This window comes from Dictyobacter halimunensis (genome assembly GCF_036245075.1).
Genome location: NZ_BSRI01000002.1, coordinates 5,427,055 through 5,448,233 on the forward strand (window position 1 = coordinate 5,427,055; position 21,179 = coordinate 5,448,233).

The following is a 21,179-nucleotide window of genomic DNA, read 5'->3' on the forward strand; positions in this document are numbered from 1 at the left end:
GAGGTCCGAACATATGTCAGGGGCGCTCCGAGCGGGAGGCGATGAGGATGCCGGCGAGGGCGATGGCGGCGCTGACGATGAAGGCCCAGCGGAAGCCGCCGATGAGGGCGGCGGTATCCGTGCCGCCGGCGCTCTTGAGTATAGTTGTAGTGGTGGCGGCGATGATGTCGAGGATGGCGAGCCCCAACACGGTCCCGAGCTGCGCAGCTGTATTGAGCAGACCGGCTACCAGTCCCTGTTCCGAGTCGTCGATGCGGGCCATGCCGGCGCTGGTCGCTGCCACCGAGCCGACGCCGAGGCCGAAGCCGAGCACGATGAAGCCGGGTAGCAGGGCATGCAGATAGCCATCACCGACCGAGAGCGTTGTCAGCAGGAGCATGGAGAGCAGCAGGGCGCCCATGCCGATCACCATGCTGCGGCGCGTGCCCAGACGGGTCGTCAGGCGGGCGCCGATCACGGAGCAGACGGCGATGCATAGGCTCTCTGGCAGGAAGGCCAGTCCGGTGAGGAACGGTGACGCGCCAACGATCTGCTGCAGGTAGAGGGTGGCGAAGAATGAGGGCGGACTGGTCATAAAGGTGAGCAGGAGCGAGATCAGGATCGACACGGTCAGGGTGCGGCGGCGGAAGATGGCGAAGGGGACCAGCGGATCGTGGACGCGCCGCTCGATGAGCACGAAGGCCAGCAGGAACGCCAGCGCGAGCGCCAGGGCCAGCAGCGTCAGTGGCGCGCCGATCCCCATCGATTGCATCTGCGTCAGGCCAAAGATCAACGCGGCCAGTCCCACCGTTCCGGTCAGCGCCCCGGCGATATCCAGCCGGGCCGCACCAGGAGCGCGGCTCTCGCGCAAGATAAACGGCGACAGGGCGGCGCCGAAGATCCCGAGTGGTACATTGATGAAGAAGACCCAGGGCCAGCCCGGCCCGCTGGTCAGCAGGCCGCCCAGCAGCAGGCCCGACACACCGCCCAGAGGCGCGGCGGCCCCCCACCATCCCAGGGCGCGATTGCGCTCGTCACCGGCGGGAAAGATCGAGGTCAACTGCGCCAGCGCCGAGGGAGAGATGCAAGCCGCGCCAAGGCCCTGCAGGGCGCGGGCCGCGATCAGCCAGGCCTCTGAACGCGCCAGCCCGCAGCCGAGCGAGGCGAAGGAGAAGAGCAGCAGTCCAGCGATGAAGAAGCGGCGGCGGCCAATGAGATCGGCGGCACGACCGGCCAGCATGAGCAGGCCACCAAAGAGCAGCACATACGCGGTAATGATCCATTGCAGGTCGGTCTGAGAGATCGCGAACTGGCGTTGGATGGCGGGCAGCGCGATTACGATCACCTGGACATCGAGCACGACCATGAACTGAGCCACGCACAGGAGGACCAGGGCGAGCCAGCGCGAAGAAGGGTTAGTTGAGGGAGATTCGTTTGTGTGCTGTTTTTCCGGTGAAGCGGGGATGAAGCGTGGCATGCGTGTAACCTCCTTCTGTCGTATAGTTGTTCCCGCAGGGACGCAAGAACAGCCAGAACATCCAGAGGGGCGCATCTCTGTACACGGTGAAAGCTATGAAATCTCCAGCACAAACGTGTGTGCCCCACCCAGAGCCATAGCGAACGATCATTACAAATATTTGTTCTAATTATACCATATAGATGGGCATAAAGGCAAGCCCCGCGCGGAGAGAGTACAATTCAAAATGTTGCATGCAAGAAGAAGAGAGAATATGCCCCCAACATGAAACACACCCGTACCCTCGCCCCACGCGGTGCTTTTGGGTACGTGTGTGGTACGTTCGCGTGCAGGTACTACGTGGGCGAGCGTGTAAGACAGGAGAAGCGGTGTCGTGGGGGGACGTGGGCTGCCGTCGCTGGCGCTGGCAGCCCGGACGACCGTTGAAGGTCGTCCCTACAGGGGCGTATCGCGTTGGGGGGGCGTATCGCGTTGGGGGGGCGTATCGCGTTGGGGAGCGTTTCATGTTCGGGGGGCGTTTCATGTTCGGGGGGCGTTTCGTTTCTCGATGGAGGTTTCTTGTTCCTTGTCGCCTTGTCATTTTGCAACAAAATGAATTGATACCCGCGAAGCGAAATGAAGGTAAGCATAAGTGATCCCGTTGTGGGGTATGAATTTTCTCCAAATTGCGAAAATGTATCTCAGGAGGCGGCATAGAATTGCTGCCTTCCGGCTGGCAATACACACGTGTTATGGCAAGCGGTTTTTCCGTTAGATATTCTTTGCCGCACAGGCTTGTGAGTTCAAGCGCTGGTGCAGCTGTGGTAGAAACCAGCCGTGGTCGGCTATCAGCGGGGGAACTTCATGAGGGATGGTGGCCCAGAAGAAGTCGAAGAGAATTGGTCCCTGCTCGTCGTGGCTGGAAGGGTGTTCTTCGGCGTGCCGCCATCTGGCTTGCACGGGTTTCGGATAGATCAGGTGGTAGAAATAGCGGCGGTGGATCTCGTTGTTGCCGAAGTCGGACATATCGCGCTCATGGATGCCGAGCAGGCGGTCCAGTAGTAGTCCGCTAAGGCCGGTTTCCTCGAATGCTTCTCGCAGTACGCCAGACTCAGGCTGCTCGCCGGGCTCCAGTGTTCCCGCCGGAACCTGGATGCCTGCTTCCGGTATAAAGGTATGCGCGAACAGCAGCAGGCGCTGCTGATGGGTGATGTAGGCAAAGACCTTCTGTTTGATTGGTAGCATGTTGCCCTCTATTCTATACGCGAAGAATGCCGCTTCAGAGCAGCCTGCGTGCGGCATCCTGATTATGTCACCTTATAGAAGACGCATGAAACCGCTATTTTTAGTGCGCGAAGTCGAGGTTGGTTGGTTGGTTGGAGGGTGGTGGACTGGTTGGTGGGGTATCGGCTTCGACGATGGTGAACTGGATATCGCTAATCCAGACCTGGCCGGGACCCTGCAGCAGGATGCCGAAGGCGAGCTTGCTGCACTCCTGTGGCACGTCGAGCACGATGTCGTAGCGCCGCCAGTCGATCGTGCCGGTGATGGGCCGCTTCTGCATATTGTCGAAGGCCAGCATCCGCTGTTGGGGACCATCGGCGCGCAGCCATAATCCGGCCCAATCTTCGACATCCTCCGTCCTCACCAGGGCCGAATAGCGCAGGCGCTTCCCACAATATTCGCCGGCGGTAAAGCTCTGCATCAGCGTGCCAAAGCCCTCGCTCCAGGTCTCCTTTGAGCGCAGGTAGCCACTGTTCTTGCCATCCCCCTGTTCCTCAACGCCGGACTCATAGGACTCCGCGTGATCGCCGGAGAGCAGCCAGCCGGGGGCAGCCTCTGATTTGCGCGCCTGCCCCTGCTGGCCGGAGGAAGCGCTGTCCCAGCCTCCCTTTAGCAAGGCCTCCTGCTCCATCTCCGTCCAGCGCTGGCGCAGGGCGGGATTCCTCTCGATCTCGCGCATGATCGCGTTTGACAGCAAGCCTGCGGCATAAGAGGCTGAACTGCTACCATCTAGCAGGGCACACAGATCGAGCGCCTTGCGCAGTCGTGGACTGAGCGTAACATAGATGCGGTTCTGGGTATTCATGATAGCTCCTTTCACTATATAGCATCTATATAGCAACAATATAGCATTACTTACGTGCATTTTTCAAGTGTTGGAGCATAGAATGAGGAAGATGAATTGGATTACGCATCTATAGAAGAGGTGATAATCAGGCAGAGCAGATCGGGCGAGATGCGGAATCTCGTCTAAATGTCTTTTTTGTGCGTATGTGCAAAGGAGAGAAGGTGAGAGCATGAGCAAGGATGACCAGCAGTATATACAGCAAATGACAGCTGCCCATAGTTATGGAGTAGGCTGGGCAACAAGGTCTTCTACATTAAATATATTCTTTTATATTTTTATATTTAACCTGGTTATTTCACTGCCAGACGCGATTCAGCAGCATGATATGAAGCATATATGGATAAATGTAATTTTACTCTTTGTGATCTTTGTGCTGGGAGTTCTTTTCTGGCGTTTCAGTATCAGGGAGCTGAAGGTGATCGTTGCTGATGAAGGGATGATCTATACAGCTGAAAGATACACGGTGTATACGCCGTGGGAGAATATCTTGAGGGCCACGCTCTCGCCTTATGGTGGATTGCCGGCGCTGCAGTTGCGCACGTCTGCTGAAGATTTGCCGATTGAGCAGGGCATCGGAGAGCGGCGCGCCGCCATCAAGATGCGCATCCGCAGTAAGCGACCTATGAAGATCCAGAGCCGCTACGAGGTCTACAACTATATTCCATTGACCAATAATAGAGAGGATGGGCTCTGGCAGGATGTGCGGCGGCACCTGCCCGATCTGGAGATGAATCTTCCCGCCGCACAACCCGTGAAGCAATCGTCCTCGACGCGCATATTTTAAGATAATACAACCGTAGGTTCGACCCTTGCGGTCGATTTTGTTCCCCATCCGATTATGAGACACGTGATCGTGCGTGGAGGGGAAATCGACCGCGAGGATCATATTTTCAACGTAAGGAAATGCAGAAAGAGAAAGAGAAGCAGTACGTGCGGAGCTTGCCCCCGCTTGTTTGTCTGCCAATCGAGAATGCAGCAAAAACACGATTATGTGCCTTCGTCCATCCAGCTTGATCGCTCGAATGGTGCCGGTTTTTCTGGGAAGCAAGCAAGCGGGAGCAAGCCCCGCACGTACTGTGGTCTTTTCTCTTTTTACACGATTTTACGTTGAAGGTATCGGGCGCGAGGCTCCATTTTATGATTGGCCCACGTGGCTCTGCCAGGCTTGGGAGAGGCTGGGGTCGATGTAGACGAGCGAATACATGGGCTCCTCGTCCTGTTCGCTGTCGACTTGCTGGAAGCCGAGGGCCGGTTTCTGGAGGTCATTGGTGAAGCGATAGAGTAGATCGATCGGGCCCGAGGGCTGATTGGATGCGTCCGTGAATATTTCTTCTTGCCTGACCTCGTGTTCTATTAAAGGTGCCGACTCCGCGATATCCTGCTGGTTCGACACGAATGTACGAATGGTTGAATGCTTATAGCGGTCCTGGTGAATTTGATTTGACATAGCAAAACTCCTTGTGTAGTGCTGATAACCCTGTCTGTACTACGCATCAACGCCAGGCGATGGATACCATAGGCACTCGCCCGCGAGGGTGGCGCGGACGAATCGGTAGAGGGTTCTTAAAACAGCATGGGTACGCGTGTCAGGAAGGCGCAGGTGATACAATAAGGCATCATATTGATACATTCATACAAAAGATTGTTTGCTTTATAAAAGGAATTGAAAGATCTGAAAATAGCTGAGGAGTGTGTAAGTTTTACATATGGAAGTTTTTATGGTACGACACGGAGAAATGGGCCGTACATCGAGCAATGATTTTTTGACGGCCCGTGGTGAGAAGCAGGCGCTGGCGACCGGACGCTATTTTTCCCAGCTGCCTGTGACCGCGATCATCAGTAGTCCCCTGGTGCGGGCGCTGGGGACGGCCCACGAGATCGCGCGCGCCTGTGAGGACATGCCGGTCGAGGTCTGGCCGGAGCTGCGCGAGGGCCTCTTCAGGGAGATGATTGGCTATGGGGCCGAGGAACTGCGTCCCCGTTTTCCGCTGGCCTGTTTTCCTAAGGAGATGGAGGCCGAAAGCCTTCTCTATCTGGCCGACACCAAGGAGAGTCTGCGGGAGCGCAGCCAGCAGATAGTGCGGCGGCTGGAGAGCAGTTTTGGTCCCAACGACTACGTCGTCCTGGTGGCGCACGGCGGGCTCATCTCCTACGTATTTCATGCTCTTTTACGCATGCCCGCTGACACTTTTAGCTTCTTCAAGACCAACTTCGCCTCTATCAGCCAGGTTAGCCTGATTCCCCCCGAGATGCGCCAGGAGTATCCGCCCATCTATCCCGAGCGTAGCGTCGATGTCGTCACCGTTGGCGACACATCTCATCTGGTCGGAATCGAATGAGTTATGTTCAGAGAATATGGCCATGAGCCTTTTAATATCATCGTTGTCCATGGTGGTCCTGGGGCCGTTGGTACGGTTGCGCCGGTTGCTCGTAAGCTGGGGGAGAACAGAGGCGTACTGGAGCCGCTGCAGACCGTTTACACTTTGGAAGGGCAGATTGAAGAGTTACGGCAGATTGTTGTAGAAAACGCCGCCACGCCCGCTATCTTTATCGGCCATTCGTGGGGAGCGTGGCTCTGCGCGTTGGTCGCCGCTGCCTATCCTGATCTGGCGCGCAAGCTGATCCTGGTCGGTAGCGGTCCGTTTGAAGACAGATATGTGCCCCGGATCGAAGAAAACCGGCTCAATCGGCTGGGACAGCAAGAGCGCGAGGAGTTCCTGCGGATCGCCGCCATACTCAACGCATCGGCCGTACCTCCAGAGGGAGCGGACGCGACCCTGCAGCGTCTTGGTGAGCTGGCCACCAGAGCTGATAGCTATGATCTTATCGAGATCCCGAATGATACCACGGACCTGCCTGGCCTGGTTGATCCTGGCAAGATGTACCAGGGAGTCTGGCCAGCAGCTGCTGAGCTACGCTCGACAGGAGAACTGTTGAGGCGTGTCGGTACCATCAGGTGCCCCGTTGTTGCTATCCACGGTGACTGTGATCCCCATCCCATCGACGGGGTACAGCAGCCGCTGATCCCCATCCTGCAAGACTTCCGCATGGTCATCCTCGATAGATGCGGCCATACTCCATGGGAAGAGAGACATGCCCGAGATATATTTTATGCCATACTCCAACAGGAAATAGATAGAGACCCAACGTAAACAGCCATCGAGAACGTGGGGCCCAGGGCGGCGTTGCCTGACGATTCCAGGCCAGGGCAAGCCTGGAATGATCTGCAGGTGAGGTTTACCAATTGAAAAGATATTCCTGCTTGTAGGTGCTTGACAATGGCTGGCTTTTCGTTTAATATGCCCATAGTGGGTATAGTTATTGTGAAAGTAAGCGACGAGAGGGGATTACCAGGATGGGTTCAGATAGAGAGGTGCCGGAGGTCAGATTGCCGTTGACGCCGGCTGTGTTTCACATCTTACTGGCGCTGGCCGATGGTGAACGCCATGGGTATAGTATCATGCAGGAGATCGCGGCGCAGACCCAGGGGAAGTTGCGCATCGGTCCAACCACGCTCTATCGATCGATTAAACGTATGCTGGAAGATGGTCTGATCGAGGAGACTGATGAACGGCCCGATCCAGCCCTGGATGATGAGCGGCGGCGTTACTATCGATTGACAGAATTGGGATTGCAGGTGGTGCGAGCCGAGGTGCAGCGGCTGGCGCTGGCGGTGGAGGTGGCGCGCCAGAAGCCCTTGCTGGGCGATGCCGCGCTCAAACCGATGTTTGGGGGTGCGTAAAGATTATGACACGAGTTGTAGGAAAATCGTCGGCTATCCAGCCCTGGATTGTACAGATCACGCTGTGCTTGTATCGTTGGGTGTTGTGTCTGGGACCGGAAGCGTTTCGCCGGGAATACGAGGCTGAAATGATGCATACATTACGCCAATACTGTCAGGATGAGTACGCGCGGCGCGGCGGTCCTGGTGTGCTGCGCCTGTGGCCAACGCTGTTTCTGCGTGCCATCGCCGACATGGTGGCCGAGCAGTTTTCCCCGCCAGGAGGGGGAGCCATCATGCGTCGCGCGACGATCCTGACCTATGGTGCCTTTGTACTCTTTGTCATCGGCTATCTCACGCTGATGCGCGTCAGCGATCCGGCGGCGCCGTTCAATGCCGTCGCCCAGGCGCATCCGCAGGTTGGGATCGCCTACCATGCCATCTCGATCAGCATAGAGGTCGCCGTCCTGGCCATGTTGGTGGGTAGTGGGCTGGTACTCTATAGCATCGTCACATCCGCCCGAGCCAGTGGCGTCAATCCGATCAAGCTATTCATACCCACGAAGCGGCACATGGGCATGTTGATCGCGGGCACACTGCTGAGCGCGTTCTGTCTGACGCTCTGCATCGTAGGGTTTGGATTTATCGCTGTGGGTCCGCCCCATATCGCTGGTCAGCCTCTGTGGATGGCCTTGCTGGCAGTCCTGATCGCTGTCTTCCTGGGATCGGCGTTGTGCACCTTTATGATCCTGCTGCTCAGCCTACTGATCGCGCTGGCCGTCGCGCGCAGCGACATAGGCCCGCGCATCTTCCGCCTCGTGCGCATCTGTATGGTCGGCACGCTCCTTGGGATGGGCGTCTCCTTCGTCGCCACGCTGTGCTGGATCGCCTTGCTCTGGAGTAGCGCGCCCCAATTCACCGCCAGCGATGCCGGCCTGGGCATGGGCAACCTCACCTGGGTGATTCTGGCGCTCGGGGCTATGCTCGTAGCGCTGTACCTGGACATCGCCGCCTGCCGTCAGAGTTTAAAGGTGCATCCTCCGCTGCTGCCGCAGCGCTAAGCAAGCTGGCTGGATGGCGCGCACAACAAGAAACGCCCCCTCGAAGGGGGCGTGGTCCTGACGGATGTTTGCTTGTTATATGGTGCGGATAGTGGTTACCTGGTCGGAACTTCAACCTGCTCGTCCAGCAGTTCGCCAACGGGGGTGGTAGTGGTTGGTGTTGGTCGGTAGACGAAGCGCTTCGAGATGAAGAAGTTGTAGATGAAAACGACGATGATACCGATCGGGTTGGCGATATACTCGTTCACATGGAGTCCATAGACGAGCACCAGGCCGATGGCAAAGGTAAGCAACAGGGCAGACAGGCTGGTGACCTGGGCCTTCAACGCGCGCCGCACCCAGTGCCAGCCATGGAGGCGCTGTTCGCCGTAGGTATAGATCTGATTGAGCAAGAAATTGATAGTCGTGCTGACTTCAAACGCGCAGGCTGAAGCTAGAGCATAGAGCAGATTCACCGACGAATGGTAACCGAACAAAGAAAAATTGACGGTCAGGTGGAAGACGCTCAATAGATGCTGAAAGATGAAGAGCGCCACAACGTTGACCGGTATACCGATGCCGCCCACCAACCCATAGCGAACGATGCGCATATTGAATAGTCGTTTTATCAATGCAACCATATATACTATATATTCCTTATATACAATTGAGACAAGCTATACGCTCATCCTACCATGTCAGGATGTATCGCGCAAGAAAGATCACCATTTTGTCTCTGTCTTGTCTATATCAACGATACGGCGAAGCCGCAGGCCACATTACCGAGAGTTTCCAGGTGCTTTATACCTGGTTCTTACTGTCACGTATTGACCGCACCCAGGTGTCTACCATGGTGGCATCGGCGCGATAGAGGGAATGGGTGGGCGCGCCCAGCACGCGCTCGATCGCCTCCATGTAGGCGGCGTGGGTCGAGATGATCTCTTCGACGATAGGCTGCTCATCGGTTTCATGTTCTAATGAGAGTAGCAGTCGGGCGTGGGTATTGGTCATGCCTTGCAGCAGAGAGAGGATGACCTCACCGGCCTTTTCGGAGTGGTTGAGGGAGAAGCTTCCCTCCCGAATGCCCTGCTGGACGATCTCGTTAAGCAGCGGCGCGCGCTGCGCGAGCACCGCCTCATCTACTTTCAGGCGCACGACGGCATTATCATCGGTGTACCAGACACGCAGCAGCTGGATAATATCGGCTTTATTGGCGCTGCGCAGGCGATCCAGGGTATCGAAGAAGCCCTGCAGCTTTTCGATGGCGCTCAGATGGGGATCATGGAAGATGGGGAGGAGTGGTTTCTCCGATTCTTGCCTGATATGGTCGATGATGGCATCCAGGAGCGCCCGACGTGAATCGAAGTAGTGGTGGAAGGCTCCGCTGGAAATTTTCACATAGTCCAGGACATCCTGGATCGACATCTGCTCGTATCCCTTGGTGAACACCAGGCGACGGGCGGCCTGGAGAATCTCTCCACGCCTGGCTGCGAACTCTTCAGGTTTAACGGTGCGGGCCATTGCTTCTCCTTGAATAATAAATGGATGGTCTTTTTATGAATTATTATCTGCCGGTTGCTTTTTTGTCAATAGGGGGAGAGCGCCGGGTCGGCGTTTAAGGGTGTCTGCAAGCCAGCGAATCTGCCTTCGGTCCCTGACGATACGCGCCTGCGGCGCTCACCAGATTTTAATTTAAGAAGACGGTGCTGGAAACAACGCAGGGCGCGCCCTGCGTTGTTTCCAGCACCGTCTTCTTAAAGAGTAGATGTGAAAAGGCGTGAATGCGGCGGCTTTAGGCTGAGCGAGCCAACTGACTTGCACGCATCATGGTATTCCTTTTATGTATAGACTATGCCTGTCTTAGTTCCAGATGCCAACGATCTGTCGGCTGTAGCGGCGTTCCCCGGCCTCTTTGACCAGAAAATCGGCTACGTCGGCGGGTGAGATGATCTTGAAGCCGCCGGGAAAGCAGTCCGGGGCCATCTTATAGCTGGCCGTGTGACGACCATCGCGGATGTATGGGCAACCGGCCAGCACCCAATCCACAGCCGCCTGTTGGACTAGCGCGTAGGCTGTATCATGATCGCGTACCGCGTGGCGGATCGGTGAGCGGCGCAGCAGGGCCACAGTAATAGAGCCACCCGGACCACAGGTAGGCATCTCCGCTACCCCGGTAATGCCCAGGTAGCGTCCAATGGAAAGCTGCTCGATGGCTGCCAGAGCGGCCCGCACGCTATCAGTCACCACCGTAGACGGCTTAAAGACATCGCCGCCAACCACATTGATCAGGGCATCGAACGTTTCGGACGAGAGATGATCGATCCAGGCCTGCGGCCGCTGGATATCACCCTCGACCACGGTCAGATTGGGGGATGACACCTGTATTTTGCTCTGGTTGCGCGCGATGGCCGTGATCTGGTGATCGGCGGCCAGCGCATACTCGATGATGTGCGACCCCACGCGTCCCGTCGCACCAAGAAGAAGAATTCGCATTATTTTTGCTCCTGACTGAACCTGATGAGAGGCTATTCAGGCATCGCCCCTCCTGCTATAATAGATACTAGCAGTTTAAAAGTTAGACGTCAAGTATAAAAATAGACTGAGAGTATAGATTGGCAAAATCATTTCGTGAGCGGCAGCGCGAGCTACGGGAGGATGTGATCCTTGACACGGCCTACCAGCTGCTGTTAGAGCAGGGATATCAGAGGATGAATATGGACGAGCTGGCGGCGCGTGTGGGGGTAGCGAAAATGACGATCTACCAGCATTTTTCCTCCAAGGAGGCCCTGGTCATCGGGGTCATCGTGCGCGGCATGAAGATGATTGAGGAGGAGCTGACGCCGGACTTCGCCTCGACGGCGCCGGCGCTGGAGCGGCTTGAGGCCATCCTGACAAAGAGTTTGGAGCGCCGTTCAAGCATGAGGCGCGTCAACGTCGAGCTGGCGCCGGCCGCCGTCACACAGAATCCAGCCTACCAGGCCCAGCGGGACCGCCTCGCCGAGCAATGGTCCCGGCTGATCGAGCAGGCCAAAGTCGAGGGCTCTGTTGACCGGACGCTTTCCACGCCGGTCCTGGTGCGCCTGCTCTTCAACGCCTTCCAGACCGACTTCGACGATCTTCTGCACGCGGGCGTCATCAGCGCCGACGAACTGGCCCACACCCTGATCGCCGTAGCCATCAAGGGCATGCGGCCCTGAGGAGCGAGTGTTTTGTTTTTGGGGCGTTTGGCTGCACGCAATTTGATTGTGCGCAATTTAATTGTGTGTGACCAAACGCCCCAAAAAACAAAAAGATCTGGTGGGTGCGTTGGGGGAGCGTGCGTGCCCGGTGAGGGGGTCGCTGCGCTCCAAGCCGGGGCAAGCCCGGCACCTATGGAGATGGGGATGGGGGGTGGATGATCCAGGCACTGATGTCGTTGATGACCTCGGGGACGACGTGGCTGGCGATGGTGTAGGCGGCGGGTGTGGCTTTGTGGCCGGGCTCGGAGGGCATGAAGAGGTGATGGAGGTTGGGGTAGGTTTTGAAGGTGACATTGGCGCGCCGGCCGAGCGCCTGTTGCCAGATGTGCAGGTCCGCCTGCGTTACCTGGTAGTCGTTTTCGGCCTGCAGGATCAGGAGTGGCGGGGGGAGCTGGCGGGCGACCTCTTCCGGATGGTAGCCGCGCAGGTCGAGCCAGTAGGCGGCCGAGACGTTGAGGGGCAGATCCGTAGTAGGGGTGGCAGGGGTAAGTCCGGGATCTTTGACGCGGGCCACCTTTCTGGCCAGTTCCTCCAGGTGCTGTTGCTGCTCCGGCGTTTGCTGGCTCAGTGAGGCGATATAGGTCATCTGATCCAGTATTATGTCCTCAAGCGGGCGCGCCGAACCGGCCATGATGATGGCGCCGCGCACCGTGGAGGCCTCCGGCGCGCTCATGATGCGCGGCAGCAGGTAGCCACCCAGGCTATGGCCAAGGATGAAGATCTGCCCATGATCGATCTCGGGGCGCGTGCGCAGCAGATCGAGTGCCAGCAAGGCGTCCTCGATGACCTCCTGGCGCACCGTAAACGTAGAGATCAGCGGGGCGATCTGCGCGGCATGGGCTTTCGTGCGCTTGTCGTAGCGCAGGACCGCGATACCGTTGGAGGCCAGTCCCCAGGCCAGGTCACGGAACGGCTTGTTGGGCGGGATCGTCTCATCGCGATCGTTGGGGCCAGAGCCATGCACCAGCACAACGGCCGGGAAGGGTCCTGTGCCGGTGGGTAGCGTCAGCGTGCCGGGCAGGGCCCACTCGTCCGAGCCGACCAGGACCTCGTGCTCTGTAAAGCGATCGACGATGGCGTACGCGGGCGCCTCGTACTGCAGATTGGCCTGCTGCTCAACCGTCCCCGCGGGCGTCGCCGTCAGGCTGATAATCTGTTGCTGCGGATTGAAGGCCAGGTTGATATCGAACGAGGTTTGCGCGAACGCACAGGACACCACCTCCACATTCGCCTGCGGTGTCTGCACCGTGTGAACGGACAGCTGGCTCTGGAACGCGCCCAGTTGTTGCTCCAGCGTTCGCCAGGTGGTTGCCAGTTGGCCCTCGTACATAAACGGTTTGAGCGACTCCGCCATCATCGCCTCTACCTGCGCGAATTGCCCCTGTGCCAGCAACGCAACGACGCGTTGAGCCAGCTCGCTGTTCGTCATTTCCATAACATGCCCCTTTATTATCTTCTTTACAGGCTAGATAGAGCAGATACCAGAAAATATCCATCAACTGGTACTATAGCATTTTTTCAGGAAGAGATTAAGGGATGCCAGAGTGGCCCAGGTCAAATAATGTCAAGGGCGCGTAGTAGTCTATAATAGATGATGATCGTTGCGATGCATGCAGTAAAGATAGAGCGTGAAGGAGCAAGAGATTGTGCATGAAATTCCAGATATTGTGCCATTGAGAAAAGAGGACGCAGAGGTGGCGGGCGAGATCCTTGAGCAGGCGTTTGCCGCTGATCCCTTGAACGTCTATACTGTGCCAGACCCGGGCAGGCGCCAGGAGGTGTTTCGCTGGTTATTTACGCAACTGGTGCGTGGCGGCGACGCGGTGTATGTTACCAGCGGCCCTCCGAGGGGTGTAGCGGTATGGATCGCGCCGCAGACGTCTGGGGATGCCGTGGAAAGCGAGAGCGACCGGGAGCAGATGGAGCATGTCTTTGGTCCTGATGCCTATCGACGCTTTGTCTGTGCATTTGAGTATTTTGAGTCCAATCACCGACGGCTGATGAGGGGTTCGCACTGGTATTTGCAACTGCTGGGTGTCGAGCCGCGCTGGCAGGGTCAGGGGATTGGCGGTGCCCTGATAGCGCCCGTGCTACAGGAGGCCGATCACCAGGGCCTGCCCTGCTATCTGGAGACCTTTGTCGCCGGCAACGTCCTCTTCTATCAGCGCCATGGCTTCCAGGTCGTGGACGCAAGTCGAGAGCCAGTTAGCCAGGTCCCATGCTGGTCCATGCGGCGCGAACCACGATAGCATACTGGTTGAGAAGCCCTGGATTGTCCGGATGGACAGGTGGAGTCTGTGCGAATGAACAGTGTATTGTCGCCGTTTTGGAAATATAGTCAGGGGACAAGAAGTTCCTTACGCGGAATTCCTATAGTCTAAATACAAATCGAGAAGAGCGAGGTGTATAGTGAGTAAATTTACAGAGGCGGAGCTGGCGTACCTGAAGTCGCAGAAGCTGGGAAGGCTGGGGACCGTCAACAAGCGCGGTGAGCCGCAGGTAGCGGCGGTTGGCTTCCGCTATAATGAGGAACTGGACAGCATTGATATCGGTGGCTACAACATGGAGACATCGCAGAAGTATCGCAACGTCGCCCGCAATGGGCTGGCATCCTTCCTGGTCGATGACGTTCTGCCGCCATGGAAGACACGCAGCCTGGAGATCCGTGGACGCGCCGAGGCTGTTCCTGACGGCAATCCTGTCGGGCCAGCGGGCGTGAGTTCTGCCCTTATACGTATCACCCCCACGCGCATCATCTTCTGGGATGCAAGCGTTGAGCCACAGGTCGGCTCACGGCGCGATGTCTAGTCGGGCGAAGTAACCGATAACGATTAGATATATGGTTGGGATACGGCGCCAGCGGAATCAGCGGGACGCGTCTGTATCACATTTGAGCCAGCGCCAGATGATCCAGAGATCCAGCAGCGCGAAAGGGATCATGGTGACGAGCCCGATGGGAGAGCCCAGGTAGCGATTGGTTACTGAGAAGCTGGCGAAGCTGAAGGAGGTGTAGGTATTGAGGACGGCATGCGCGAGCACGCCAGGCCAGATGCTGCTGGAGCCTGTACGCAGCCAGGTCAGGAAGATGCTATAGAAGGTAATGACTACGGTCCAGGCCGGGATGCTGAGCCAGGGGAGGGCCGCGCCAAAGCCATGATCATCGAGCAGGATGGTTGGGATATGCCATAGACCCCAGATGACGCCGATTAGCAACGCGGCCCGTGTTTGTCCCAGGGGTAGCAGGCGCGGCAGCAGATATCCCCGCCAGCCCAACTCCTCGCCAAAGGTCACGATCATGACCAGTCCCACGACAACCATGGGCAGAGCGGCCAGGATACCCGCCAGTATGGCGGGTGACAGATGGAGCTGACGCATCGTATCGGGAAGGATCCAGCGCTGCCATCCCAGCAGCAGGGAGAGGCACAGGCCCACAGCCAACACCAGCAGGGGGACCAGGTATGCCGCCAGGTACCAGCGCCATGTTCCGCGCTGGTCACGGCTGGCCAGGCGCAGGCCGGCGTCCGCGAAACCCTCGCGGCGCAGCCAGCGTACCAGGAGGCATGAGACGGCGGGACCATACATCGCCACATCCCCTCGCGCCTCGCCGGGTATCCCCAGCAGATAGAGGCCGAGCCAGGCGGCCCAACTCAACAGAAATGTTCCCAGCAGATACCAGAGCACGCCACCCCAATCGACCCGTTCGGTATGCTGAGATATCCCCGCTTTAGCTGTTTTTAGCGACCTCTCCATTCCCCGGTCTTTCAAGAATGCTATCCACACCCATGCGAATTATATCCAATCGTATCGATATAAATAATAAACGCGGCAGGGCGCTAAAATCAAACGCTGGATACTGGTTTTTTGCATTGACGTGCACTGCAAGCTGGGGCGTGATCACACTTTCCGGGTTATGATTGCAAAGTGGCGCGCAGAGGTGTTATTCATGTTGTTGCCAAAAGAGCAGGCAACAAAAACCGGAACGCCCCCGAAAACCGAAACGCCTGTGTAGGGTCGACCTTCAACGGTCGACCGGGCCGCTTGCGGCCCACGTCCCCGGCCAGTTCGGCTTCTCGTGGAAACCATCTCGCCCCACGTGGTACCCGAGGAGGAACGTTCGCTTTTGGGTGGGGTACCACGTGGGCCGGCGTGGAAGGCAGGGGAAGCGGTGTCGTGGGGGCACGTGGGCTGCCGTCGCTGGCACTGGCAGCCCGGTCGACCGTTGAAGGTCGACCCTACATGGGTGTTCCTTTTTGTAAGGGATGTTTGGTGTTTCTTGTTGCCTGCTCTTTTGGCAACAACGTGAATGACACCCGGCGCGCAGGTATACATTGACTATTATATTTTATGCAGCCAGTGCTTAATGTTTCTCTGATATTATGCCTGAAGCTGCTGATCGACGAGCCGGGTAGCCACGGGTTTGAGCTGAAGCGTAGGACCTGTGGCGCCAAAGATGGGGACGGAAGCCAGGGCGCCATTGATCAGGAGTACTAATTGGTCGGAGAGCTGTTCAGGATCACGGGCACCGGCCTGCTGGCTTAACTGCAGGAGGCGCTCCCGAAGGGCCTGCTTCTGGGCGACCGCCAGGCGATGGGCTGCGTGCTCCTGGTCAGAAAACTCGGCCAGCGCATTCAGGAAGGTGCAGCCGCGATAGCCGGGTTCCATCATTCTGGCGACGACAGTATCCACAAACGCCAGCAACTGCTCCCGAGGGGAACCCTCGTGCTGCTGTAGCGCTTCATCATACTGCTGCCAGTAGGCCTGCTCTTTCTCGTTTAGATAGGCCGCGATCAGGTCGTCTTTGGTAGGAAAATGGCGATAGAGGGTGGCTTTCCCCACGCCCGATTGCTCAACGATGGTATCGACACCGATAGCGCGAATGCCCTGGTGATAGAACAGATCAGCCGCCACATCCAGTATACGCTGGCGGGCAGACGATGATGCCGCAGACATTTTTTCTCCTCCCTTGACACGAGACAGAACTGTCTTGTACCATATTTGCATGCGAGACAGAACTGTTCTGTATCGTGTTATGAGTATAGCACTGATGTGTGTGGTCGACAAGTGTGTATGAACTTTGTATGACTCGATGCCAGGCTGAAGGGCGAGAGGATTCAAACAGACCATCACGAAGGCGAGAAAAAGGAGTAATAAGGATGTTTAGCTTTGTAAAAGGCCTCCCCGGACAGCCGAGACGGCGGGCTGAGAATGGCGTAGCCGGCTATCAACACGCCTTGAGCTGGTTTACAGGCTGGGCCGCTTTTGTCTTTGCTACCCTGCTGGGTTTTGCCAGGCTATCCTATGGGCAGTTGTTGCCCGCTCTGAAGGCGGATCTGCATGCCAGCTATAACACGCTGAGCGTGGTGGCGACCTTAAACTTTGCTGGTTACCTGCTGGGGACGCTGGCGTTGCCGTGGCTGCTGGCGCGCGTCAAACAGCAGCAGCGGCTGAATCTACTGGCCCTGTTGGGCACACAGATCACGATGATTGGTGCCGCCTTGAGTGCCAATAGCTGGCAGTTGGGCGTATGGCGGTTGACGAACGGGGTATGTGCCGCCGTCGCTACCGTGCTGACGATGACGCTCTCGCTGGAATGCATCTATCCACATGAACGTGGGCAGGCCTCAGGCATGATCTGGATGGGTGGCGCCCTGGGACTGATGCTTTCCGGTCTGATTGCTCCCCCGATTATTCTGGCCGGGACCGCGCCTGGTTGGCGATTAGTGTGGCTGATCATGGGAGGAGCGGGCATCCTGGCGGCGCTGGGCTTCTTTAATGTGAGACGCAGGCAGTTTGACATTCATATAGTCGAGAATGATGCCAGCAGTGTTTCTCTGAGTGGAGAACGGGCCTCTACGTGGTTGGCCTTGAGGCCGCTCTTTCTGCCTCGGCGCCTGCTCTGGCTTTCACTCACATTCTTTGGCTTTGGTGGTGGCTACATTACCTACTTTACATTTTTTATTTCGTTGCTGAACCAGCAGGGGGTGCCAACGCTGTATGCTGGCTTTGTATGGGCGGCTATTGGCCTGGCTGCCGCCGCGAGCGCCTGGATCTGGGGTCGCCTGCTTGATCGCAGGCCGACAGGTTTCACGCTGGCGCTGCCACTGGGATTGGGGATGCTGGGGTCGCTGGCCGTCCTGACGAATACGCCGGTGATAGAATACGCAGGCGCGGCCCTGGTTGGTCTCACGGCCCTGCTGGGTCCTCCACTGATGATCACGGTTTTGCTCAAGCGAGCAGTGCCGGATGGGGTGTATGCCGTCAGCTATAGCACGCTCACGGCTCTCTTCGCCAGTGGTCAGATTCTGGGACCATTGCTGGGCGGCCTCATCATTGGGTGGCTTGGACTGCAGGCTGGCATTGCTAGCAGCGCTCTGCTGCTCGGGCTTGCCGCGCTCTGCGCCTGTGGCTATGGGTGGGTGCAGCGCGGCAGGTAGAGCGAAACGGATAGGATGCATATACTTGACGCTCACGCCTGGCATTTCTATAATTGCTATACTAATCTGTATGAGTTGAGCTGTCCGGGGGTGTCGGAATGTATGAATTGATTGTGCTATCGCTGTTGATGCGTTTTCCACTGCATGGGTATTTACTCGCGCAGATCGCCAATGACATGATCGGGCCATGGGCAAAGATCAGCAACGGCACGCTCTACCCATTGCTGAACCGTCTGGAGCGGTCTGGCCTGATCGAGCGCGCCGGCGAGGTGGCATCCCCCGGCAATGAACAGGGCGAACAGCAGGCGCGCACCTTCCGGATCACCGAGGCCGGGCGCAAGCGCTTCCACCAGGTCATGCTAGACACCTCTTCCAACATCGGGGATTATCAGCGCATCTTTCATCTCAAGATGCCCTATCTGGATCTGCTGCCGGTGCGCGAGCGGCTACACCTGCTGAACCACTACCTGAACTACTGCCAGGCCTGCGTTCTGCATCTGCAGACCCACGCCGCCAGCCTGCTGCATGAGATCGGAGATGAGCAGGCCACCTTCCGCGACCTGGCCCTGGGTTCCATGCGGCAGCGCGAACAGCTTTGGCAGGCTGAGATCGAGTGGGTCAGGCAGTTGCGCGCGCAGGTGGCCGAGTAGAGCGAGTTCTGCGCTTCGCCACATGTTTAGATGAGCGAGCCCCGCGATAGCATGCGCCCTCTGATGTCTCCTGTCAGGATTTACGCTATTCTGGACGCTTTGCCTGCTGCTGGTGAGCAGCAATAACTAACATACACAGTGTTTTCTTGTCGTTTTATGCTCTTTGTATTAAAATGGTCCTGTTATGTATGATAGTGGCCGGGCGTATGTTTTGAGATTGAGGGTGGGAATGAGCACATGTTGACTTTATTTTATTCTCCTCATGCCAGGAGTGTGGATAATGAGCTCAGGCGCGGATCGGGATTTGCCGACGTGCCGCTGTCGGTGGCGGGCCGCACGCTGGCGGCTGAGTTGGGGCGCCATTACGCGTCAGAAAAGCTGGACGCGGTATTCTGTTCGGATCTGCAGCGGGCGGCGGTGACCTCGGCGATCGCCTTTGGGCGGCGTGGGGTGCCGATTGTGCTGGATGCGCGGCTGCGCGAGTGCGACTATGGTGAGATGACGCAGTATCCGATTGACCAGATCGATGAGGGGTTCAATCGCTATATCGTCAAGCCTTTTCCAGACGGCGAGAGCGTGATGATGGTGGTGCAGCGTGTGGGCGCCTTCTTGCGCGAGGTGATGCGCGAGTACGATGGAAAAACGGTGGTGGTGATCGGGCATCGCGCCACCAAATATGGACTGGCCTACTGGTGCGGCGACATCGCGTTGGAGACGCTGGTACGGTCACCCTGGGAGTGGCGCGACGTGCCCATCTGGCGCTACGAGGTGCACGCCCCGCAGCTGGAACGCGACGTGGTCGTGCACGCGGTTTGATTGGCTGCAAAGGGTGATACGTTCAATTTAAAAGCATAAACATAAGGGGGAATGTAGGACCTTACGGCCGGTTTCTCTTCCTTTTTGGTGGACGTGGGTGTGCGTGGAGGGGAAATCGGCCGCGAGGGGCGCACCTATGGTGAGGATGGTGCGGGTTCGTGGGGGGCGAACATCTTTTGTTTGAGGAATGGGAGCGCGTTGCAGGCGCGGAACCATGCGCGAACCATGCCGCGTTCGAGGCGGCTATCGGCCGTCGCGCGCCTCGTGTTGGCCAGCGTTTCGCGAACCGCGTCGAAGCCGTGTTTGATCATGCCCGCCTCGTAGTCGTGGATGGCGGGCAGCAGTTGCGCCTCCCCGCGCTGCACAGCCGATAGCGCGCGGGCCAGCGAGCTCGCGTCGCGCAACGCCATGTTGGCGCCCAGTCCACCTATTGGAGTCATGTTGTGCAGGGCGTCCCCCAGCACGGTTACGCGCGAGCTCTCCCAGGGTCCAATGGGGACAGACGCTTTCAGTCTGATAGGGGCCACCGTGGCGGGGTCCGCGTCGGCGACCAGGCGGCGCAGATCGGGATGCCAATCGTTGATCATCTGCAGCACCAGCTTCTGCAGTGGTGGGCCGCTCAGTGCTTCCGCGCTCGCCGGATAGGCATTTACGTTGGCGGCAAACCCCCACAACACATAGTTGCTGGTATCGGCGAAGAGCAGCTCGGGGTCGAGTCCAGCGGCCCGCAGATTGGAGCTCAGCTCACTCAAATCTTCGCGGGACGCGTAGGTATGGTCGAAGACGGCGTTGAACAGAAAGTATTTCTGTGGGGGGATGACGATATTCATGCGCGTCTGGATGGGACGGGGGAGCCAGGCCCGCGCCTCAGGCGTTAGCATCAGCTTGCCGCCAACGGCCAGTGCATTGGTCTCGACGCGGCGGGCCTGGGGTAGGTACTGCTTGCAGACCCTGGAGTTGGCGCCATCCGCCCCCACCAGCACATCGCCTGTGGCTGTGCTGCCATCGCTAAAGACGGCCGTTACCTTGCCTTCCGGCTGCAGCTCGTAGCGCTCAAAGGTCTTATCGAAGTGCACCACATCCTCCAGGCCGGCCAGCAGCAGGTGGCGCAGCGCGATGCGGCTCACTGGATACTGCCCCTCGACCGGATCGGTGTTCTGCCCCGTCATGCGTGCCTCTGAAATCACCAGCAGATCCTTCAACTGTTCCGTGATAAAGCCAAAGCCAGCGCTCGATTGACCGGCCGTCGCCCGAAAAGCATCCCACAGCACCGGGGGCAGGCATTCGTGCAGGGCGCGGCTCCCCACCGCATTGATATGGATGCGGTAGCCTTGCAGCCAATCGATTGATGAGGGATTGCGTTCATAGACCGCCACGCTGACACCGGCGCCCTTTAAACCCTGGGCCAGGCAGAGACCACCGATCCCGCCACCAATAACAATGATATGCAACGACGAGGATGACATGACTATGCTCCCTTCCTTTATGCTATGTCTGTTAGTATGTCTAATAGACATAGCATAGCTAATTATGTTGCCTTTGTCAATGCTGGATGTGTTTTTCCTGTAAAGTTTTCAGGAGAAGTTGGCACAAAAAGCGCGCGTTGAACAGGCGCTTTTTGTGCCAACTTCTCCTGAAAATTAGCTATCTTGCCAGGAAGCTAGAAACGGTCTAGAATAGGCTCAAACATATCTAGCATAGAGGTAGGTAGTG

At 57.7% G+C, this 21,179-nt stretch carries 22 protein-coding genes; 11 read left to right on the forward strand and 11 right to left on the reverse strand.

Annotated features, from left to right (window positions below; all coding sequences use genetic code 11):
* Positions 1-16: 16 nt before the first annotated feature.
* The 3 genes from AABA21_RS36600 to AABA21_RS36610 form a co-directional block, all read right to left on the reverse strand.
* On the reverse strand, positions 17-1,456 hold the full coding sequence (locus tag AABA21_RS36600) for an MFS transporter (protein ID WP_338257817.1): 1,440 nt from the start codon (positions 1,454-1,456) through the stop codon (positions 17-19).
* Between the two features lie 750 nt (positions 1,457-2,206).
* A complete protein-coding gene (locus AABA21_RS36605) occupies positions 2,207-2,680 on the reverse strand; it encodes an NUDIX hydrolase (RefSeq protein ID WP_338257818.1) in 474 nt (157 codons plus the stop codon).
* Between the two features lie 100 nt (positions 2,681-2,780).
* Positions 2,781-3,524 (reverse strand): hypothetical protein, encoded by a 744-nt coding sequence (locus tag AABA21_RS36610; RefSeq protein WP_338257819.1) that lies wholly within the window; start codon positions 3,522-3,524, stop codon positions 2,781-2,783.
* Positions 3,525-3,735: 211 nt separating this feature from the next.
* On the opposite strand from AABA21_RS36610, the gene AABA21_RS36615 reads away from it, so the two are divergent.
* Complete coding sequence (locus AABA21_RS36615) at positions 3,736-4,350, forward strand: hypothetical protein (protein ID WP_338257820.1); 615 nt, start codon at positions 3,736-3,738, stop codon at positions 4,348-4,350.
* A 351-nt stretch (positions 4,351-4,701) separates the two neighbouring features.
* Here AABA21_RS36615 and AABA21_RS36620 read toward each other — a convergent pair whose 3' ends face one another.
* On the reverse strand, positions 4,702-5,013 hold the full coding sequence (locus tag AABA21_RS36620; RefSeq protein WP_338257821.1) for a hypothetical protein: 312 nt from the start codon (positions 5,011-5,013) through the stop codon (positions 4,702-4,704).
* A 271-nt stretch (positions 5,014-5,284) separates the two neighbouring features.
* Here AABA21_RS36620 and AABA21_RS36625 point away from each other — a divergent pair, with 271 nt between their 5' ends.
* From AABA21_RS36625 to AABA21_RS36640, 4 genes are all read left to right on the forward strand, one after another.
* Positions 5,285-5,905, forward strand: coding sequence for a histidine phosphatase family protein (locus AABA21_RS36625; RefSeq protein ID WP_338257822.1), 621 nt, complete (start codon positions 5,285-5,287; stop codon positions 5,903-5,905).
* Between the two features lie 3 nt (positions 5,906-5,908).
* Positions 5,909-6,718 (forward strand): alpha/beta fold hydrolase, encoded by an 810-nt coding sequence (locus AABA21_RS36630; RefSeq protein ID WP_338257823.1) that lies wholly within the window; start codon positions 5,909-5,911, stop codon positions 6,716-6,718.
* A 203-nt stretch (positions 6,719-6,921) separates the two neighbouring features.
* A complete protein-coding gene (locus AABA21_RS36635) occupies positions 6,922-7,308 on the forward strand; it encodes a PadR family transcriptional regulator (protein WP_338257824.1) in 387 nt (128 codons plus the stop codon).
* A 5-nt stretch (positions 7,309-7,313) separates the two neighbouring features.
* Positions 7,314-8,348, forward strand: coding sequence for a hypothetical protein (locus AABA21_RS36640; protein ID WP_338257825.1), 1,035 nt, complete (start codon positions 7,314-7,316; stop codon positions 8,346-8,348).
* A gap of 95 nt (positions 8,349-8,443) precedes the next feature.
* Here AABA21_RS36640 and AABA21_RS36645 read toward each other — a convergent pair whose 3' ends face one another.
* From AABA21_RS36645 to AABA21_RS36655, 3 genes are all read right to left on the reverse strand, one after another.
* A complete protein-coding gene (locus AABA21_RS36645; RefSeq protein ID WP_338257826.1) occupies positions 8,444-8,968 on the reverse strand; it encodes a GtrA family protein in 525 nt (174 codons plus the stop codon).
* A gap of 160 nt (positions 8,969-9,128) precedes the next feature.
* Complete coding sequence (locus AABA21_RS36650) at positions 9,129-9,848, reverse strand: TetR/AcrR family transcriptional regulator (RefSeq protein ID WP_338257828.1); 720 nt, start codon at positions 9,846-9,848, stop codon at positions 9,129-9,131.
* Positions 9,849-10,187: 339 nt separating this feature from the next.
* Positions 10,188-10,820: an NAD(P)-dependent oxidoreductase gene (locus AABA21_RS36655; RefSeq protein WP_338257829.1), complete on the reverse strand. Its 633-nt coding sequence runs from the start codon at positions 10,818-10,820 to the stop codon at positions 10,188-10,190.
* Between the two features lie 119 nt (positions 10,821-10,939).
* Between AABA21_RS36655 and AABA21_RS36660 the strand changes: the two genes are divergently transcribed.
* Positions 10,940-11,524, forward strand: a complete 585-nt coding sequence (locus AABA21_RS36660) for a TetR/AcrR family transcriptional regulator (protein WP_338257830.1) — start codon at positions 10,940-10,942, stop codon at positions 11,522-11,524.
* Positions 11,525-11,696: 172 nt separating this feature from the next.
* Here AABA21_RS36660 and AABA21_RS36665 read toward each other — a convergent pair whose 3' ends face one another.
* Positions 11,697-13,001, reverse strand: a complete 1,305-nt coding sequence (locus tag AABA21_RS36665; RefSeq protein ID WP_338257831.1) for an alpha/beta hydrolase — start codon at positions 12,999-13,001, stop codon at positions 11,697-11,699.
* A 211-nt stretch (positions 13,002-13,212) separates the two neighbouring features.
* Here AABA21_RS36665 and AABA21_RS36670 point away from each other — a divergent pair, with 211 nt between their 5' ends.
* Positions 13,213-13,815: a GNAT family N-acetyltransferase gene (locus AABA21_RS36670; RefSeq protein ID WP_338257832.1), complete on the forward strand. Its 603-nt coding sequence runs from the start codon at positions 13,213-13,215 to the stop codon at positions 13,813-13,815.
* Between the two features lie 160 nt (positions 13,816-13,975).
* Entirely contained in the window at positions 13,976-14,374 is a 399-nt protein-coding gene (locus AABA21_RS36675; protein WP_338257833.1) for a PPOX class F420-dependent oxidoreductase, read from the forward strand.
* A 57-nt stretch (positions 14,375-14,431) separates the two neighbouring features.
* Here the strand turns inward: AABA21_RS36675 and AABA21_RS36680 are convergent, their stop codons facing one another.
* Entirely contained in the window at positions 14,432-15,316 is an 885-nt protein-coding gene (locus AABA21_RS36680; protein ID WP_338257834.1) for a CPBP family intramembrane glutamic endopeptidase, read from the reverse strand.
* A 624-nt stretch (positions 15,317-15,940) separates the two neighbouring features.
* Positions 15,941-16,516, reverse strand: coding sequence for a TetR/AcrR family transcriptional regulator (locus AABA21_RS36685; RefSeq protein WP_338257836.1), 576 nt, complete (start codon positions 16,514-16,516; stop codon positions 15,941-15,943).
* A gap of 203 nt (positions 16,517-16,719) precedes the next feature.
* Between AABA21_RS36685 and AABA21_RS36690 the strand changes: the two genes are divergently transcribed.
* The 3 genes from AABA21_RS36690 (at position 16,720) to AABA21_RS36700 (ending at position 19,466) form a co-directional block, all read left to right on the forward strand.
* Entirely contained in the window at positions 16,720-18,000 is a 1,281-nt protein-coding gene (locus AABA21_RS36690) for a YbfB/YjiJ family MFS transporter (protein WP_338257838.1), read from the forward strand.
* 98 nt (positions 18,001-18,098) lie between these two features.
* Positions 18,099-18,650 (forward strand): PadR family transcriptional regulator, encoded by a 552-nt coding sequence (locus tag AABA21_RS36695; protein WP_338257839.1) that lies wholly within the window; start codon positions 18,099-18,101, stop codon positions 18,648-18,650.
* Positions 18,651-18,887: 237 nt separating this feature from the next.
* Complete coding sequence (locus AABA21_RS36700) at positions 18,888-19,466, forward strand: histidine phosphatase family protein (RefSeq protein ID WP_338257840.1); 579 nt, start codon at positions 18,888-18,890, stop codon at positions 19,464-19,466.
* A gap of 134 nt (positions 19,467-19,600) precedes the next feature.
* Here AABA21_RS36700 and AABA21_RS36705 read toward each other — a convergent pair whose 3' ends face one another.
* Complete coding sequence (locus tag AABA21_RS36705) at positions 19,601-20,932, reverse strand: FAD-dependent oxidoreductase (RefSeq protein WP_338257841.1); 1,332 nt, start codon at positions 20,930-20,932, stop codon at positions 19,601-19,603.
* Positions 20,933-21,179 lie beyond the last annotated feature (247 nt).